The 16,046-nt window shown below is 62.8% G+C and carries 15 protein-coding genes and 1 tRNA gene; 12 read left to right on the top strand and 4 right to left on the bottom strand.

Annotated features, from left to right (window positions below):
- Positions 1 to 92 precede the first annotated feature (92 nt).
- The 8 genes from ACFFJ7_RS20395 (at position 93) to ACFFJ7_RS20360 (ending at position 9,057) form a co-directional block, all read left to right on the top strand.
- Positions 93 to 554, top strand: coding sequence for a CesT family type III secretion system chaperone (locus ACFFJ7_RS20395; RefSeq protein ID WP_377594872.1), 462 nt, complete (start codon positions 93 to 95; stop codon positions 552 to 554).
- Positions 555 to 738: 184 nt separating this feature from the next.
- Positions 739 to 2,247 (top strand): protein kinase family protein, encoded by a 1,509-nt coding sequence (locus ACFFJ7_RS20390; protein ID WP_377594870.1) that lies wholly within the window; start codon positions 739 to 741, stop codon positions 2,245 to 2,247.
- Between the two features lie 264 nt (positions 2,248 to 2,511).
- Complete coding sequence (locus tag ACFFJ7_RS20385; RefSeq protein ID WP_377594868.1) at positions 2,512 to 4,026, top strand: hypothetical protein; 1,515 nt, start codon at positions 2,512 to 2,514, stop codon at positions 4,024 to 4,026.
- Positions 4,027 to 4,159: 133 nt separating this feature from the next.
- Positions 4,160 to 4,618, top strand: a complete 459-nt coding sequence (locus tag ACFFJ7_RS20380; protein ID WP_377594866.1) for a CesT family type III secretion system chaperone — start codon at positions 4,160 to 4,162, stop codon at positions 4,616 to 4,618.
- Between the two features lie 11 nt (positions 4,619 to 4,629).
- A complete protein-coding gene (locus ACFFJ7_RS20375; RefSeq protein WP_377594863.1) occupies positions 4,630 to 6,252 on the top strand; it encodes a hypothetical protein in 1,623 nt (540 codons plus the stop codon).
- Between the two features lie 164 nt (positions 6,253 to 6,416).
- Positions 6,417 to 6,977, top strand: a complete 561-nt coding sequence (locus ACFFJ7_RS20370) for a hypothetical protein (RefSeq protein ID WP_166954889.1) — start codon at positions 6,417 to 6,419, stop codon at positions 6,975 to 6,977.
- A 325-nt stretch (positions 6,978 to 7,302) separates the two neighbouring features.
- A complete protein-coding gene (locus tag ACFFJ7_RS20365) occupies positions 7,303 to 8,202 on the top strand; it encodes an HD domain-containing protein (RefSeq protein WP_377594860.1) in 900 nt (299 codons plus the stop codon).
- Positions 8,203 to 8,508: 306 nt separating this feature from the next.
- Entirely contained in the window at positions 8,509 to 9,057 is a 549-nt protein-coding gene (locus ACFFJ7_RS20360; protein WP_377594858.1) for a DUF1697 domain-containing protein, read from the top strand.
- A 198-nt stretch (positions 9,058 to 9,255) separates the two neighbouring features.
- On the opposite strand, the gene ACFFJ7_RS20355 is transcribed toward ACFFJ7_RS20360, so the two are convergent.
- Positions 9,256 to 9,330 (bottom strand) — tRNA-Gln (locus tag ACFFJ7_RS20355).
- A gap of 350 nt (positions 9,331 to 9,680) precedes the next feature.
- Between ACFFJ7_RS20355 and cobT the strand changes: the two genes are divergently transcribed.
- Positions 9,681 to 10,736 (top strand): nicotinate-nucleotide--dimethylbenzimidazole phosphoribosyltransferase, encoded by a 1,056-nt coding sequence (gene cobT / locus ACFFJ7_RS20350; protein ID WP_377594856.1) that lies wholly within the window; start codon positions 9,681 to 9,683, stop codon positions 10,734 to 10,736.
- A gap of 18 nt (positions 10,737 to 10,754) precedes the next feature.
- On the opposite strand, the gene ACFFJ7_RS20345 is transcribed toward cobT, so the two are convergent.
- Positions 10,755 to 11,057: a hypothetical protein gene (locus tag ACFFJ7_RS20345; RefSeq protein ID WP_377594854.1), complete on the bottom strand. Its 303-nt coding sequence runs from the start codon at positions 11,055 to 11,057 to the stop codon at positions 10,755 to 10,757.
- Positions 11,058 to 11,180: 123 nt separating this feature from the next.
- Positions 11,181 to 11,846 (bottom strand): J domain-containing protein, encoded by a 666-nt coding sequence (locus ACFFJ7_RS20340; RefSeq protein WP_377594852.1) that lies wholly within the window; start codon positions 11,844 to 11,846, stop codon positions 11,181 to 11,183.
- 108 nt (positions 11,847 to 11,954) lie between these two features.
- Between ACFFJ7_RS20340 and ACFFJ7_RS20335 the strand changes: the two genes are divergently transcribed.
- The 3 genes from ACFFJ7_RS20335 (at position 11,955) to ACFFJ7_RS20325 (ending at position 15,000) form a co-directional block, all read left to right on the top strand.
- Positions 11,955 to 12,278 carry a BolA family protein gene (locus ACFFJ7_RS20335; protein ID WP_343042604.1) on the top strand — a complete coding sequence of 108 codons (324 nt, stop codon included), beginning with the start codon at positions 11,955 to 11,957 and terminating at the stop codon, positions 12,276 to 12,278.
- Positions 12,279 to 12,414: 136 nt separating this feature from the next.
- Complete coding sequence (locus ACFFJ7_RS20330; protein ID WP_377594850.1) at positions 12,415 to 13,695, top strand: D-alanyl-D-alanine carboxypeptidase family protein; 1,281 nt, start codon at positions 12,415 to 12,417, stop codon at positions 13,693 to 13,695.
- Between the two features lie 108 nt (positions 13,696 to 13,803).
- Positions 13,804 to 15,000 carry a CobW family GTP-binding protein gene (locus ACFFJ7_RS20325; protein WP_377594848.1) on the top strand — a complete coding sequence of 399 codons (1,197 nt, stop codon included), beginning with the start codon at positions 13,804 to 13,806 and terminating at the stop codon, positions 14,998 to 15,000.
- 5 nt (positions 15,001 to 15,005) lie between these two features.
- Here ACFFJ7_RS20325 and holA read toward each other — a convergent pair whose 3' ends face one another.
- Positions 15,006 to 16,043, bottom strand: coding sequence for a DNA polymerase III subunit delta (gene holA / locus ACFFJ7_RS20320; protein ID WP_166954905.1), 1,038 nt, complete (start codon positions 16,041 to 16,043; stop codon positions 15,006 to 15,008).
- Between the last annotated feature and the right edge of the window lie 3 nt (positions 16,044 to 16,046).

Below are 16,046 nucleotides of genomic sequence, written 5' to 3'. Positions count from 1 at the left end.
TTTGTGAGGCTTTCTGAAACGCATTTAAAGAAAAAACCGCAAGTATATATGCAAGAAAACCAAAGGGTGCGGCGTAAGGTCTGGGGGTTTGCATGTCTCTCGAAAAACTGCTTTCAACACTTTCGGAGAAATCGGGGGCGGACTTTCGTCTCGACTCCAACGGTGCTTGCGCCTTTGAATACGGCCCAGGCCTGGAGTTGACCATCTCGTCGGTGGACGCGGGCAGTGGCCTGCTCCTACATCAGCCTGTTCGATTTCTGAGCCAAGTGGCGCCGGAAGCCGTTTTGCGCAGGTGCATGGAACTGAACCTCTACGGCATACAGACGCATGGCGGCATGCTCGGGCTTGATCCGCAGGGCGGCTGGATTGTGTTGGCGAAAAGGCTTGCCGTCGACTCGCTCGATCCTTCCCGGCTTGAGGATGCGCTCGTGCAGTTCATTGCCGCCGCTGGACGGATCGTGGGCGAGTTGAGTGAAGGGGCGCAAGTAACAGAGGCCCTGAAAACGCCGTTTCACGACGAGGTGGTCCGCATGTCCGGCCTCATCCGTGGCTAACGCTAGACGTTCCGACGCAATCAGGCCGTGCGCTCTAATCGATGGATCGACTTGAATGAAAACTGCTCCAGGACATGACGCGATTCCAAGAATGCAGGCCATGGTCAACAGGTTTTGATGTCGAGAGAGTTTTCACCAACCAGATGATTCCATCCGATCGGAAGGCGGTCCAGGAGCAAGCACCATGTTGGGCCCTATCACGCGACAGGATATTCAGAATTATGCCGCGGTGCCTTTGAATAATACGACTCCTGCTTTGGGAGTTGATTTGAGACGCACCTCCGCAACGACGCCTCAGAACATCGACTTGCGTATCCGGAATCTCACCGGCGGACTGGCGGAACTCATGACAGGGGCGACTTTTGGCTTGTCTGCCAGGCAGAAGGCAGAGAGACTTCTGGATATGTTGGGGGCGAGGCTCGCTCCCGGTGAGGCTGAGTGCAAACACCTGGAGCGTGCGCTTCAGGAGCCGGAGAAGTTGAAAGGGCTGCTAAAGCACAAATGGACCGATTGCGGCCAGTCGGAATACGAGCGCATGTCCAACAGGGCGCTGCTTCTGCTTGATCTGGCTGCCGGCGTAGACCTGGACTCCGTGAGGAAGCGCAAGGAAAGCTATGTGAATCTCTCGCCGCCGGAGCGGCTGGCCTGTCTTGCGTTGCCATCCGCCGCCGCGCGCGGTTGCTTCGGCCGCTTGTCCGCCGAGATGCGGGTTGAGTTCGTTAAACTGTCGAACCGCGAACGCGAAGTGATCGCGGCTTCGCCAAACCCCGAGCAGGCTATTCGGCATGGGGCGCAAAAAGAACTTTATCGGCAAGCCGGAGTTCCGTGGACAAACGATACAAGACCCACGATCGTCAACGGAGAGCTGAGGGAGCTGGGGGCCGGCGCCATCAATACGGTTTACAGGGCCATGGCGGATACGCCGGGACGCGCGCGGGATGTCGTCGTCAAGCCGCTCAACGATACTGTTCTCCGCACCGTGGCGCAGACCATTGGTATTACGCCGCCGCCGCATTTCGAGTTGCGCAACATAGCCACCTCCCTCGTTGCAAAAAGCCTTGGGTTCGATGTCGTGGTCGATACGCAGATGTGCCTCTACAAGCCGTCGCGAACGAGTGACAATCAACAAGTCGGCATCATGATGGAATTCGCGAGCGGCAAAAGCGCTGCTGACCAATCCGTCAAGACGCTGGAACACGGCAATGTCCGCCGCGAGATGACCAAGTTGCAGCTGGTCGATGCGATCGTCGGGCAAGCCGACCGTCACGGCGGCAATATGATGGTCCATCTGGCGGGCGGCAACGCTTCCGTAAAGGGCATCGACAACGATCAGTGTTTTGGAAGATACCCCTCGGACCCTAACGGTCTCTACCAGTCTCATCGTCTTATCAACACCGATTACGACAACGGTCTTCGCGGTGTCAGGCTCCCGGAGGTCATCGACAGCGCGATTGCGTCTGTCATCAGCAAGATGAAATCGGCGGACCTGGAGGCGATGCTGTCAGACAAGCTTAATACGGCAGAATGCAACGCTGCCGTCGCCAGGCTGACCGCCGTGAAGAAGCATATCGACACGCTTGCATCCGCAGGGCGGGTGATCAGGCCGGACGAGTGGGAATCCTCGCCGCTCATCAAAATCCACTGTACTCGGGAAAACAGTTATTTTGAACGTGCTATAGCGGGAAAGATATGAATAAATTATAGGGTATTAATATCTATAAACCCAGTGATTTCACATTTGTTGGTGTGCTCTATACTTAGCGGTTTCGGCGTATAACCGAGGTCACTATGACGCGATCATCAGCGGAACGCGCACGCGCGTTATTGCTGCACGACGGTTTGGCGCCTCCGCCGATGCTCGTCGCTTTCGCGGCGCGATGCAGACGGTGAGCGCTCCCGGTTTTCCCTATCAGTCCCTCGATGGCAGCCAAAGCGGCACCGACAAGGAGCAGCTATCATGTTGGGTCCCCTCAATCAAAAGCAGATCCTGAATCATGATGCGGTACAGTTGAAAGATGCGCTTCCTTCTTTAGGGAAAGAGCTGAAGCGGACCTCCGCGACACCGCCCCAAGATACGGATTTGCGCATCAATAATATTGCCAACGGACTGGCCAAAATTTTGCACGGATCATTCTTCGGCCTGTCTGCACAGCAGAAGGCGGAGAGACTCCTGGGCATGGCGAGGGCCGACCGCAATCTTGGTCAGGTGGAATGCGAGCGTCTGGAGCGCGCTCTTCAGAATCCCGATCAGTTGAAAGCTCTGCTGACGCACAAGTCGGAAGATTGTGGCGGTTCGTCGGCCGAGCGCATGTCGAATCGTGCGCTTCTTCTGCTCGATCTGGCTGCCGGCGTAGACCAGTACTCGTTGCTTGAACACAAAGAAATTTATTTGAAATTTTCGCCATGGGAACGGAAGTGCTGCCTCAATTTGCCGTCTGCTGGCATGCGATGGGCTTTTATTGACCTGTCTCCCGCCCAGCGGAGTGAGGTTAACAGCCTATCGCAAGCAGAACGTGAGTCGGTCATGGCCTCGCGTGATCCTGAACAGGTTCTTCACGAAACGCGGCAGCACAGGGAGCTTTATGAAAGAAACGGTATTCCATGGACACGCGATACCAAGCCTGCAATTGTCAACGGGGAGTTGAAAAGTCTTGGGAGCGGTACCTCAAATACAGTTTTCTCTACGAAGATCGATACGCCCACCGGAAACCGGACTGTTGTCATCAAACCGCTTAACGACTGGATTGGCTGGGGTTCTGAAATACTGGGCGTCCAGCCGCCGCCGCATTATGAATTGCGCAACATAGCCACCTCCCTCGTCGCAAAGAGCCTTGGATTCGATGTGGTGGTCGATACGCAACTGTGCCTCTACAAGTCATCGCCGCTGCACGCCGATCAACAGGTCGGCATCATGATGGAGCAAGCACGCGGCAGTTGCGTTTGCGGGCGCTCCATTGCGACGCTGCAAAATGGTAACGTTCAGCGTGAAATGACCAAGTTGCAGCTCGTCGATGCGATCGTGGGGCAAATAGACCGCCACGGCAGCAACATGCTGATCCATATGGTCGATGGCAAGGCCGTCGTAAAGGGCATCGACAATGATCAATGTCTTGGAAGACATCCCTTGCATCCCAACGAACTCTTTCAGCCCCATTCCTTTTTCAATACAGTCAAGGAAAACGGGCGTCGCGGCGTCGAGCTTCCGGGCGTCGTCGATACCAAAATGACTGCCGCCATCTTGAAGCTGCGGTCATCGGATCTGCGCGTCATGCTGGCGGACAAGGTGAATGAGGAAGAATGCGATGCGGCTGTTGCCCGACTGGCCGCCGTGAAAGCGCATCTTGCGAAGCTCGCCTCCGCAGGAAGGATCATAACGCCGGAGGAGTGGGGCTCTTCACCGCTTATCAAGAAGCACTGCAATCCGAAAAACAGCTACTGCGCACGCGAGATAGCCATCCAGCTCGGAATATAGAAATTATATTTACAGAAAAAATAAATTTAAATAGGGTGATAAATCAATGTAATATCTATATTTTTTAATGAAAAATTACGATTTTTAAATCGTAATATAATAATATCGCAATCTTACCGGTTTGAGGCGTAGCATGTCTCTCGAAAAATTGCTATCAATACTGTCCGATCGGTCCGGGGTGGACCTGCGTCTCGACCCCAACGGCAATTGCGCTCTCGAATACGGGCCGGGCCTGGAGCTGACCATCTCGTCGACAGACGCAGGCAGCGCTCTCCTGCTGCATCAGCCCGTTCAATTCATGAGTCCGGCCGTGCCGGAATCCCTGTTTCGCAAGTGCATGGAGCTGAACCTCTACGGCACGCAAACGTACGGGGGCGCTCTTGGGCTCGATTCGCAGAGCGGCTGGATCGTGCTGGCGAAGCGGCTTGCTGTCGACGCGCTCGATCCGCAGCGACTTGAGGAGGCGCTCATGCAGTTCATCGCCGCCGCCGGGCAGATCATGGGCGAATTGGGAGAGGATGCGCGGAAAGAGGCCGTGCAGACCCCTGTCCATGACGAGGCGGTCTACATGTCCGGCGCCATCCGCGGCTAGGAGCAGGCACTATGGTGGGCCCAGTCAACAAACAGCAGATCGGGACGGCCGGCTCAGGTCAATGCGATATGGCATCGGGTGCCTTGGGTGTTCATCTGAAATGGGCGCCGCCTGCGACGGGTCAGGACATAGATTTGCGTGTCCGGAACCTTGTCGGCGGGTTGTCCACCCTCCTGACAGAGCATTTTCTCGGCTTGTCTGCGAAGCAGAAGGCGGAGAGAATTCTGAGCATGGTGGGGGCCAGGCTTACTTCGGGGCTGGACGGGTGCGAGCGCCTGGAGCGCGCGCTTCAGGAACCCGAGAAGTTGAAAGACGTGCTGAAGCACAAATGGACCGATTGCGGCCAATCGGAAATCGAGCGTATGTCGAACCGGGCGCTTCTGCTGCTTGATGTGGCTGCAGGAACGGGCCACTACGCCCTGAAGGAGCGCAAGGCAAGTTATCTGAAGTTCTCGCCGGAGGAACGAAGAGCCTGCCTCGACCTGCCGTCTGCTGAAATGCGCGGCGTCTTTAGTGAGTTATCCGCCAGCCTGCGGGACGCCGTTGTTAGTCAGTTGACGCCGGCGGAGCGGGAATGCTGCCTCAGTTTGCCATCCGCTGCCATGCGCGGTGCCTTTATCGATCTGTCTGAGGAGACGCGCAGCGAGGTTATTGAGCTGTCGCAGGCAGAGCGGGAAGCGGCCATGGCCTCACCAGACCCCCGGAAGGCGCTCGTGGAACGGCGGTACAAAGAGGTTTATGCGGAGAATGACGTTCCATGGACACACGATACAAGACCCGAAATTGTCGATGAAGACTTGAGAATAGTGAGGGCCGGTTTTCATGGAACGGTTTTTTCGGCCAGGATTGATGCACCGGACGGAAAGCGGGACGTCGTCATCAAATCGCTTGACGGGTCGGTGGGCTGGAGGGCGCACCTGATCGGCATCGGGCCGTCGCCGCATTATGAACTGCGCAACATAGCTTCCTCCCTTTTGGCAAGGCACCTGGGATTTGACGTGGTGGTCGACACGCGGCTATGCCTCTACAAGCTGTCGCCGCGCAGCGTCGAGCGCCGTGTCGGCATCATGACGGAATTGCCCCGGGGCCAGCCTGCCTATGATCTGCCCGATGCAATACTGGAGAACGGCGCAGTTCGGCGTGAACTGACCAAATTGCAGCTCGTCGACGCGATTGCCGGCCAAATCGACCGGCATGGCGGCAATATGCTGATCCACTACGACGGCTACAGAGCCGTTGTGAGGGGCGTCGACAACGATCAGTGTTTTGGAAAGCATCCTTCGGATCCCGATGTTCTCTATCAGCACCATGGCAGCTTTGGCACCGCGCACGACAACGGCTTTCACGGTGTCCGGCTCCCGGGCGTCATCGATACGGGGATGGCGTCCGCCATCGCAAAGCTGAAGCCGCAGGATCTGCGGGCCATGCTGTCGGACAAGCTGCAAAAGGAGGAATGTGACGCTGCCGTTGCCAGGCTGCACTTCGTGAAGGCGCATGTTGGCAGACTCGCGTCCGAACAGCGCATTATCGAGCCGGACCGGTGGGAAAATCCGCGCTCGATGCACCTTTTCCGAATGTATTGCAACGCAACAAATAGTTACGGCGCGCGTGAGCTGGCAATAAGATCCGGCTGACAAAAAAGAGTTTTACAAGAGTTTACTTTCTCCATCCGAATCTCATGTCCTGCCACAGCCTGCTTATCGACCGGATGTGCAGATATCGCCCCGGGTACAGCAACGAGGTTATTATGACACAGTCTCCAACGGAACTTGCACGTACGCTATTTCAGGAGGAGGGTTTGCCGTTCCCGCCCGCGCCGGCCGCCCTCGCGTCGCAATTGCAGACGGCGGGCGATCATGTTTTTGCGACCCGCAAGATCGATGTGACACCCTACGGGATCGAGTCCTTCCGGAACGAGGCAAGCAGCGATCCCGCCCTGCAGGATTACGTCCTTGTCGGGTTTGACGGATATGGCGTCAATAGCTGGGCGGTTCATTATTATCTTGTCGAGGGCCCCTTGGCCCTGTTTGTCCAGCTTCCATGGGGCGGCGCCTATGTTGACGCCGATCAGGCCCGCGAGCGCATCGCGCGGGTTTTCACCTGGGCTGCGCGGCTGCAGGAGCGGGTAGGGGAAGCGCGTGAGCGGGCACTCATTCCGCCCGGTTGGCGTCTGCTCGCCGTTGTGAGCACCTTTGCCCACCCGGGCTTCGCATGGCTGCCGCCGCAACGGGACGCCGCAGCTCCCACCGCGGAAGACGATTCCGAAAGTGCAAGTGCCGGCAACCTGTTGGCCGCAATTGATGAAGCGGTCGACCAGTTACTCGCCCGTGGCGTGCCTCTCGGTCAGGCGTCTCCCTGAAAGCGATGGACGATGTTGGCTGACGAGGCAATCCGGCACGAACCGGTCGGGGGGCTCCGCTTTCCGGGAAGCAACCGGGAAATTTCGATGAAATCGGCGCTCCAAGCTCGTGTTGCCGATTTTAATTTCCTTGCCTCAATGCCGGCGTCCTCTGCCGTCGTCGCACAAAGTTCACGTGCATAAAACCGCGGCGCGACATATATTCCGCAGCGCGCGGGCGGAGGTTTGGCATGGGCTCGGAGAATACGCGAAGGGCGCTCGTCGCCGGGAAAGACGGCGATCCGCCGCTCGCTCGTGGCTGCGCGGCGCGCCAGGGGACGTCCGTATGAGCACGAACGTTCTCGGGCTGACGCGCGCTCTCGTCTACGCTGCCGAGGCCCACGCCAACCAGCGGCGCAAGGGCGCGGCGCAGGAGCCTTACATCAACCACCTGATCGAGGTGCTTGATCTCGTCGCCCGCGCCACTGGCGGCGAGGACGGGGAACTCCTGATCGCGGCGCTGCTGCACGACGTCGTCGAGGACACGCCGATATCGGCCGAGGAGCTTGCCGCCGCTTTCGGGGCGCGCGTGGCCCGGATCGTCATCGAGAACTCCGACGACATGACCCTGCCCAAGGATGAGCGCCGCCGGCAGCGCATCGCCGCCATGGCGCACAAGTCGCCGGAAGCCCGAATCGTCAAGACCGCCGATGTGATCTCGAACCTGCGCGCAATCGCGGTCTCGCCACCGGCCGGCTGGGCGATGGACCGCCGTCTCGGCTATCTGGAGGGGTGCCGGCAGCTCATCGACGCCGGCCGCGGCGCCAACGCCGTGATCGAGACGCTCTTCGACCAGACCGCCGCCGACGCCGAGCGGGCAATCCGCGCCGACGCGGCCCTTGAAGTCGACGGTGCCGAGGTCATCGCCCGGCATCTCGACAGCGTTATCGGCCAGGCGGTGCACCTCGTCTACCTGCCCAACACTTCGAAACGGGCGATCACCGACGCGGATATGGACCGGCTTTGCGAGACCATCTCTCGCAGCTTTCCCTCCGCCACCGTGCAGCACGCCGACGCAGTCTTCGACGGAAGCCGGCGGCAGATACTGCTCGCACGCATCCGCAGCGACAGCACGGACGCGGTGGTGGCACTAGCCCAACGGCTCTGCATCGTCTTCGACCAGCGCTTCGTCGGAATCGAGGTGAGCGGGCGCTATATCCGTGTCTACGCCGACGACACCGGCTGACCACACGCGATCTCCACGCCGCTTCACCTTTCCGCTGCGCGCCCTTGCTGTGGGCGATCGTGCCCGACCTCCCGCTTTCCGGGAAACGTTCGGCGCCTCCAGCGTTGTCGGCGTCATCGCGATCGCCGGACCGGGCGCTATTGCATCAAGCCTGAACATGGGAACGGTTCTGGATAAATCTGATGCGCTTTGCTCTATCTTCGGTGGCGGAGGGGTCGATGCCGTCCGTAGTTAGCAAGAGGCTGTCGCCGATGATATAGTCGGGGCGCGTAGCGATGTTCCGCCGGTATGAAGGAAAGGGATCGGATGAACAGGGAAACCGTTTTCATCATACTCTTCCGCGGTATTGGCGGCAAGACGCAGCTCCCCGTGAAGCCTTTGCGCGAAAAACTGACGGATGCAGGCTTCCGCCATGTTGTGACCTACATCAACAGCGGCAATGCCGTGTTCGGAAGCGTGCTGTCGCGCGATGCGGTAGTCGCGACAGTCGCGGAGGTATGCGCGCAAGAGTTCAACTTCGACAAGCCAATCTATGCGCTGACGCGGTCGGAATGGGACGACTTGATTGCGCGAAATCCGTTTCCGGATGCCGTTGACGTGCCTAAGCACCTCCACGCGGCCGTGCTTGCCGCGCAGCCTGCCGAGGCGGTCGTCGAGACCCTGCGCACCTTTGCATCGGAGGGGGAACGCATCGCCGTGGTCGACAATGTCGCCTATCTCCATACGCCCGGCGGGTTCGGCCGGTCCAGGCTTGCTGAAAAATTCGACAGGGGCATAGGCGTGCCAAATACCGCACGCAACTGGAATACTGTACTGAAGCTGGCCGAACTTGCGTGCGAGGTAGCGCGAGGATAGCGACACCGGAGCAGGTTGGACTTGCGCCTGAGACATGGAAATCAGCGGCGGTCATGGTTGGTCGCTCGCGGCAGGTGTGGCCGACAGCGGAAAATCGGCAGTCCCTTGGGCCACCGTTTTGGGCTGCCGGCGGGAAGTGTAGACCGAAGGGTGCCCGCTAACCCCTTGAAATAAAGCTTCCAGTCTGTGGAAAAGATTTGGCTGGGGCGGGAGGATTCGAACCTCCGCATGGCGGAATCAAAATCCGCTGCCTTACCACTTGGCGACGCCCCAATGCGCATTCCTGCCGGACGCTGTCCGTTAGCAGATAACGGATCGCTCACAAAGCCCAAACGTTATCCGTATCCCGACAATCCCCGGCATCTGCATCTGACCGTGCCGAATCTGTCGGGGAGGCCGGATCATAGTGCGGCATGTGTGCTATGGCAATTGCCGCGCGTGGTGTGGGCGTCATACTGTCCGCGCCGGTCTTCGGGCCGGGGGCGGATGAGCGCCGCTCAGACGCCGCGCAGCCTGATCGGGACTGGCAAGTCAGGCTCATTGGCCTCTTTGTATTATGGCTCGCCTACGTGCCGGACGCCTGTTATGCAGGGCGACGCCCGTATCATGATTCAATCTGCAGGATGATGAGAATGATCCCGACGAACACCACTGGAATGCCGTTCGATGACGTGCGTGGGCTGTTCCATGTCCTGCCCGGGCCGGACGAGTTCGCCGTCGCCGCCGTGAAGGCGCGCAATCGGGAGTTGACGAAGCCGGTTGGCTCGCTTGGCGCGCTGGAAACTGCCGTCGAATGGCTCGCGGCCTGGCAGGGCAATCCGAAACCCGCCGTGCGTCGGCCGCTCGTCGTCGTGTTCGCGGGCAACCATGGCGTGGCGTCGCGCGGCGTATCGGCTTTCCCGCCGGCGGTCACGCGGCAGATGCTCGACAATTTCGCCGCCGGCGGCGGCGCCATCAACCAGATCTGCGCGTCCTACGATCTGGGCTTCAAGGTGTTCGACCTCGCGCTCGACCTGCCGACCGGCGACATCACCCGCGAGGAGGCACTCGACGAGAAGGCGTGTGTCGCCACCATGGCGTTCGGCATGGAAGCCATCGCCGGCGGCACCGATCTGCTGAGCATCGGCGAGATGGGCATCGGCGGCGGCACGGTTGCCGCCGCCATTTACGCCGCGCTCTACGGCGGGCCGGCGGATCAGTGGGTCGGGCGCGGCGCCTGGGAAGGGCCGACGACGGCCGGAGATGCGGAGCGCCTTGCCCGCAAGATCACCATCGTGGAGGAGGCGCTCGCCTTCCATGCCGGCCACCTGACGGACCCGCTTGAGGTGCTGCGCCGCCTCGGTGGGCGCGAGATCGCGGCGGCGGCCGGCGCCATCCTGGCGGCGCGGCTCGAACATATCCCCGTGCTGCTCGATGGCTATGCCGTTACCGCGGCGGCCGCGGTCCTGCATGCCATCGATCCGCAAGCGATCGACCACTGCATGGCGGGCCATCTGTCGGCGGAGGGCGCGCATGCGCAGGTGCTGGAGCGGCTCGGCAAGAAGCCGCTGCTGTCGCTGGGCCTGCAACTCGGCGAGGGCGCCGGCGCGGCGCTCGCCGCCGGCATCGTCAAGGCCGCCGCCGCATGCCACGGTGAAATGGCGACCTTTACACAGGCGGGCGTGTCGCGGGCAGGCTGAATTGCCGCGCCCGCGTCTTCACCACGTTTCGCAGCGCAAGCCCCACGGCGTGTTCCAGCACCGGTCGGGCGCGGACATGAAGACGGGTGGCCCGATGGGGGCGTCGAGGAGGGCGTTGCGTTCGTCCTCCCGGCGCCGGTCGAGATCGAAGCGGCACTTCGCGAACGCTTCGGTGCCGGGCTTGAAGCCGTATTCCGAGCAGCGCGCCTTGTCGTTTTCGGCGTTCATGCGGGTGATCTCGGCGCTCGACATGCAGCCGCCCAGCAGCAAGACCGCCGCAATGGCGACCGCGCATCCCACGCCGAATCGGGTAACGTGCACGGCCTTCCGGCTGGTGCCGTTGCCTGAACAGCGGGAGGGAGCGGCCGTGCGGCTCCGCCTTCCTGTCCGTTGTTCCATGGCTGGCCGTGTCATGTCATCTCGCGTCCGGTATGCCCCTGCGGGTCAGCAAAGGCCGATGGCCTTCAGCGTGTTGTAGGCCTGAAGGATTTCCTGCAGCCGTTCCTCGAACGAGCGATCGCCGCCGTTGGCGTCCGGGTGGAAGCGCTTCACCAGCAGCTTGTAGCGCGCTTTGATCGTGGCGGCGTCCACGCCGGCATCGAGGCCGAGCTGGTCGAGCGCTTTCAGCGCCGTGCCCGAGAGGCGCGGCTGTGCGTCCTCCGCGGGAGCGTGCCGCGCCTGATACGTGCGGGCGCCGAAAAGCCCCAGCGAATCGTCGACCTCCCACGCGCCGGCGCCTGCCGTGCCGTCGGGATAGCCATCCGCCTCTCCGGGTTTCGTCTGCCGGCGGGTGCGACAGGTCTCGCGCGCCGAGGGGTTGACGCCCATGGCCCAGGTGGGGCGGTGGCCGACGGCCGCGTCCTTCTGGTAGGCGGCGACGTCGTTGTCGCTCATCCCGTCGAAATAATTGTAGGACTGGTTATAGGCGCGCACGTGTTCGAGGCAGAAGTTCCAGTATTCCTTCTCGCGGCCGCGCCCCTTGGGGGCACGGAACGTTCCCTTGGCTGCGCATCCCGCATGGTCGCACGCGACCGCTTGCGCCGAAGGGGCTTCCTCGGCGACTCGGGGGCGGACACGGATGCGATCAAAAATGGACGAGTTCAGATTCATGGGAGTGCATTTATGGGGATCGTTTCACCGCTGGACAAGGCCTAATGAAACACGACAATACCTCACCGAAGATAAACGAGTCCGTGAAAAACGACAGGGGAGACGACCGTGTCAACGACAGAAAATTCCACTCCGCCACGGCAGGACGGATCGCGCGCCGAGCGCATCGTCCGCGTCCTGACCGGGGCATTCGCACCCGAAACGCTTGCGGTGCATGACGAATCGCACCGGCATGTCGGCCACGGCGGATGGCGGGAAGGCGGAGAAACGCACTACGACGTCACCATCGTCTCGCGCGACTTCGCTGCTCTCAGCCGCGTGGAGCGCCATCGCCGGATCAATACCCTGCTGGCGCCGGAGTTCGAGACGGGCCTGCACGCCCTCGCCCTGACCGCGCTCACACCGGAGGAGGCCGCGCGGCGGGCGGGCTGATGCGGCAAACAGTCGCTGGCTGCCGTTTCCGCCCCCCGCCTCCGCCGGCGTCATGCTCACGCCGCATTGCGGGTGGCGTTAAGGGCGCGCACGCTGTAAAACGGTGCGGGCAAGTGCGGGAACCGGAACGATGCGGATGACGAGAAACGGGCTGCGTGGGACTTTGGCGGGCGCGGCGCTGCTGGCCGTGCCGGCGCTGACGGCGGGCGGCGCGCACGCGGGACCGGCCCTGCTCGTGGATGCCGCGAGCGGGCAGGTGCTTTACGAGGAGCAGGCCGTCGACCCTTGGTTTCCCGCCTCCGTCACCAAGCTGATGACCACCTACGTGGTGCTGAAGGAAGTGCGCGACGGGCGCCTGTCCCTCGACACGCCGCTCAAGGTCTCGGCGAACGCCACGCGGACGCCGCCTTCCAGGATGGGCTTCAAGCCCGGCACCGTGCTGACCGTCGATAACGTCCTCAAGATGATGCTGGTCAAGTCCGCCAACGATCTCGCGGTCGTGCTGGCGGAGAATGTCGCCGGCAGCGTGGATGCCTTCGCCGCGGTGATGAACGGGGAAGCGCGCCGGCTCGGCATGCACGGCAGCTATTTTGTCAACCCGCACGGCCTGCCGGATACGCGCCAGCGCGTCACCGCGCGCGATCTCGCCGTGCTTGCGCGCGCGCTGTTGAACGATTTTCCGCAGTTCCGCCCCTATTTCGGCATCGGCGGCGTTCAACTCGGCAAGAAGATCTACCAGAACACCAATGGCCTGATCGGACGCTATCCGGGCGCGGACGGCATGAAGACCGGCTTCATCTGCGCCTCCGGCTTCAATGTCGTCGCGACGGCGCGGCGCGGCGGCCAGCAGTTGATCGTGGTGTTGCTGGGCGAGCGCACCGCCGCTGCCCGCACCATCCACGCGGCGGAGCTGTTCGATCGCGGCTTCTCCGGCCCGCGGACGGGAACGCGGCAGCTCGATTCCATGCCCCCCGGCCCCGTTGCCGCCGCGCCCGACATGCGCGAGGAAATCTGCGGCAAGAACCGGCAACACCTCGCCGATGACGACAACGCGCCAGTCCACGCCGGCGTGGCCGACGACGGTTCGGCGATCGGTTTCCTGACCGCCACGGCGCAGCAGCAGCGGCCGACGACGGTTGTCGAGGGCGAGAGGCCCGGCACGCTCATCAAGCGCGCCGCCGTCGCGCCGATCCCCGTTTTCACCGGTCCCGCGCCGGGCTGGAAGCCGGCTGTGGCGCCGACGACCGTGGCGGCTGCCCCCGCTGCGCCGGAGTCGGCGCAGGCCTTCGCGGCGGCGCCCGCTGCCGAGGCGGTTGCGGAGGGCTCCGCGCCCGTCGCGCTGCAGGGGGCGATCAGGCAGGGCGCGGCGCGACCGGCCCGCGCCGCCGGGATGCCGCTGCCGCCCCGCAGGCCGTGATACCGCCGGGGCGGAATCGATGGCGGAAAGGGCGTTTTCGCACTTTCGCCGACGCTGTTCCGTTGTATGATCCGATGTAACATTGTTTCATTGGGATTCGGAACATCCATGACCATTGCTTCAGGCCCGTCTGATTCGGGCCGCCCCCGGGGTGCCGCTCCTGCGCTGCCGCTCACGGTGCTGACGGGCTTTCTCGGCGCGGGCAAGACGTCGTTGCTCAACCGGTTGCTGCGCGATCCGGCGCTGGCGGACACGGTGGTGATCGTCAACGAGTTCGGCGAAATCGGCATCGACCATCTGCTGGTCGAGACTGCGGACGAGGGCCTGCTGCTGCTGTCTTCGGGCTGCCTGTGCTGTTCGATTCGCGGCGACCTGATAGCCACGCTGGAGGACCTTCTGCGTCGGCGCGACAATGGCCGAATTGCACCCTTCCGGCGCGTCGTCATCGAGACGACAGGGCTTGCCGATCCGGCGCCCATCCTGCACACAATCATCTATCACCCGTATCTGAGCCTGCGTTTCGCCCTCGACGGCGTCGTCACGGTGGTCGACGCGGTGAACGGTGCCGCGACGCTCGATGCGCACGAGGAGGCGGTGAAGCAGGTTGCCGTCGCCGACAGGATCGTGCTGACGAAAACCGACCTCATCGATACCGATTCCGCCGCCGCGCCTGCGGAAAGGAGTGAGACGGGGGAGTTGCGTGCGCGTCTGCGCCGGCTCAATCCGGTCGCGCCCGTTCTCGACGCCGCGCAGGGCGAGGCGACGGCCGCCCGCCTGCTGGATGCCGGTCTTTATGACGCGGACGGGAAGATCCCCGATGTGCGCCGCTGGCTGAACGCGGAGGCGCTGGCCGAGGGGCACGGTCATCGCGACCATCACGATCACCACCACCATGACCATGATGATCATGCACATGACCATCGCCATGATGTGAACCGGCATGACGAGCGCATCAGGGCCTTCTGTCTCACGAGTGCGCGGCCGGTCGGGCGCGGGCGGTTCGAGGCTTTTCTCGACCTGCTGCGCGCGGCCCACGGGCCGCAGCTTCTCCGTGCGAAGGGGATCGTGCAACTCGCCGACGATCCGGAGCATCCGGTCGTCGTGCAGGGCGTGCAGCATCTCTTTCATGCGCCGGTGACGCTGCCGGCGTGGCCGGACGAGGATCACACGACGAAGCTCGTGCTTATTTTGCGCGATCTCGACGAGGCGTTCGTACGCCGCCTGTGGGGCGCATTCACGGGCGAGGTGGCGGTGGACACGCCGGACGCCGCCGCGCTGACGGCCAATCCGCTGGCGTTGCGCTGAGGCGTTCAGGTTCTCGCGGCGGCGCGGCGGGCGGTGAGGGCGATGGCCCACAGCGCCTTTTGCGCCAACGCCTCTGCGAGCGCGGGATTGCGGCGTGTGGCGGCGACAGCGGTGCCGAGGTCGCGCACGGCGCGAGTCAGATTCGCATGCGTCCACAGCCGCAGATGGCGCTCGACGGCTGCCTTGCGCCGGAAGTGCAGGGTGCGCATGCCTTCCACCTGCGAGGCCGGTGAGCCGTTTCCCGCCTCGATGGCGATGCGCGCCTGTGCCAGCATCAGGCCATGGCGCAGCACGAAGCCGAGCAGCACGCCCGCATCGAAGCCCTCGCGCATCAGCCGTGTGAAGGCGCCGTCGAGCGCCGCCAGATCGCCGCCGAAAGCCGCATCCGACACCGCGTCGAGCGCCAGCGCCGACACGTCGCCGACAACCGCGTGCACGTCCGCGAGCGTCACCGCCCGCTGGCCGCGTGCATAAAGGGCTAGCTTGTCGATTTCCGCCCGGCTCGCCACGCGGTCGCCGCCGAGCAGGGAAACGAGCGTCTGCCGCGCGTCGGCCTCGATGCCCAGGCCGTGGTCGCGCATGGCGGCATCGACGAGCCCGGCAATGTCGCGCGCCCCGTCCGCGTAGCATGGAATGGCGAGGGCGACGGCCGAACGTTCGCATGCGGCGCGCAGCGGCGAGGAGCGCGGCAGGTCGCCCGCCTCCACCACCACCACGGCGTCCTGCGGCGGCGCGGCCAGCAGCGGCGCGAGCGCAGGCGTGAGATTGCGCGATGTCGCGCTGACGCGGATCGCGCGTTTTCCGCCGAACAGCCCGATGGTGTTGGCCTCGTCCGCAAGCCGCAGGGGATCGGCGGCGACGTCGTCGCCTTCGAGGCGCACCATCTGGAACGGATCGGCCGCATCGTCGACCGCCGCCTCGGTGAGGCGCCGCGCGCGTTCGGAAACGAGGCCGGTGTCGGGGCCGTAGATGAGGAACACAACGGCTTTCGGGTCCGGCTTCGCCAGCACCCGCTCGACATCTCCCGCCTTGACCGCGACCATGGC

The sequence above is a fragment of the Pseudochelatococcus lubricantis genome, from assembly GCF_042432495.1.
Classification (GTDB): Bacteria; Pseudomonadota; Alphaproteobacteria; order Rhizobiales; family Beijerinckiaceae; genus Pseudochelatococcus; species Pseudochelatococcus lubricantis.
Note: the sequence above shows the minus strand (reverse complement) of the source record. Positions and strands in the feature narration are given on the sequence as shown.